The organism is Xanthobacter oligotrophicus (assembly GCF_008364685.1).
GTDB lineage: Bacteria > Pseudomonadota > Alphaproteobacteria > Rhizobiales > Xanthobacteraceae > Xanthobacter > Xanthobacter oligotrophicus.
This window is the reverse complement of record NZ_VTTL01000029.1, coordinates 1-1,651: the sequence shown is the minus strand read 5'-3', so window position 1 is coordinate 1,651 and position 1,651 is coordinate 1. Positions and strand designations below refer to the sequence as shown.

The 1,651-nt window shown below is 70.9% G+C and carries 1 protein-coding gene; it reads right to left on the bottom strand.

The genetic code is table 11. The annotated features are described in order from the left end of the window. The coding region (gene edd, locus FZ033_RS23880; protein ID WP_232847643.1) for a phosphogluconate dehydratase at positions 1 to 1,651 on the bottom strand (1,651 nt) is incomplete at both ends.

The window sequence follows — 1,651 nt, the reverse complement described above, 5'->3', positions numbered from 1 at the left end:
TCCACCCGCACCAGGTCGCCGTCGCGCACCTTGGCGATGGCGCCGCCGTCCACCGCTTCCGGCGTCACATGGATGGCCGACGGCACCTTGCCCGACGCCCCCGACAGCCGCCCGTCGGTGACAAGCGCCACCTTCAGCCCGCGATCCTGCAGCACGCCCAGCGGCGGCATCAATTTGTGCAGCTCCGGCATGCCGTTGGCCTTGGGGCCCTGGAACCTGAGCACCGCCACCATGTCGGAGGTCAGCTCGCCGGCCTTGAACGCGGCCTGAAGCTCCTCCTGGGCGTGGAACACCCGCGCCGGCGCCTCGATCACATGGCGCTCGGGGGCCACCGCCGAGGTCTTGATCACCGCCCGGCCGATGTTGCCGTCGAGCACCTTCAGCCCGCCCGTGGCCTGGAACGGATCGGCCGCCGTGCGCAGCACCTTGGCGTCGCCGGTGACGGCGGGGCCGTCGCGCCAGGCAAGGCTGCCGTCTTCGGCCAGAACCGGCTCCTTGGTATAGGCTTCCAGCCCGCGCCCGAGGATGGTCTCGGCGTCCCCATGCAGCAGGCCCGCACCCAGCAGTTCGCGGATGACGAGGGCCATGCCGCCGGCGGCGTGGAAGTGGTTCACGTCCGCCGTGCCGTTGGGATAGACCCGGGTGAGCAAGGGCGTCACCTCGGCGAGGTCGGCAAAGTCCTGCCAGTTGAGGGCGATGCCACCGGCCGCCGCCATGGCCACCAGATGCAGGGTGTGGTTCGTCGAGCCGCCGGTGGCGTGGAGGCCGACGATGCCGTTCACGAAGGCCTTCTCGTCCAGCATCCGCCCGGCGGGGATGTAGTCGTTGCCCAGCGCGGTGATGGCCAGCGCCCGCTGCGCCGCAGCTTTCGTCAGCGCATCGCGCAGCGGCGTGTCCGGGGTGACGAAGGAGGCGCCGGGCAAATGCAGGCCCATGATCTCCATGAGCATCTGGTTGGTGTTGGCGGTGCCGTAGAAAGTGCAGGTGCCGGGGCCGTGGTAGGACTTGGATTCCGCCTCCAGCAGCGCGTCGCGGCCCACTTTGCCCTCGGCGAACAGCTGGCGGATCCGCGACTTCTCGGTGTTGGACAAGCCGCTGGTCATGGGACCAGACGGGATGAACACCGCCGGCAGGTGCCCGAACGACAGCGCGCCGATCACCAGCCCCGGCACGATCTTGTCGCAGATGCCGAGGAACACCGCCGCATCGAAGGTCTGGTGGGAGAGCGCCACGGCGGTGGAGAGGGCGATCACGTCGCGGGAGAACAGGGACAGCTCCATGCCGGCCTCGCCCTGGGTGACGCCATCGCACATGGCGGGCACGCCGCCGGCCACCAGCGCCACGCCGCCGACGCTCCGCGCGGCCTCCCGCAGCAGCTCGGGATAGCGCTCATAGGGCTGGTGGGCGGAGAGCATGTCGTTATAGGCGGTGACGATGCCGAGGCTCGCGCCCTGGCCCTCGCGCAGCACGGCCTTGTCGCCGGGGGCGCAGGCGGCGAAGCCATGGGCCTGGTTGGCGCATCCCAGCGCCTGGCGGCGGGGCTCGTGGGCGGCCGCGGCGGCGATGCGGTCGAGATAGCGCTGTCTCTGGTCGCGGCTACGCTGCGCGATCCGCTCCGTCACCTCCCCCACGCGGGCATTGAGGGGGGCGG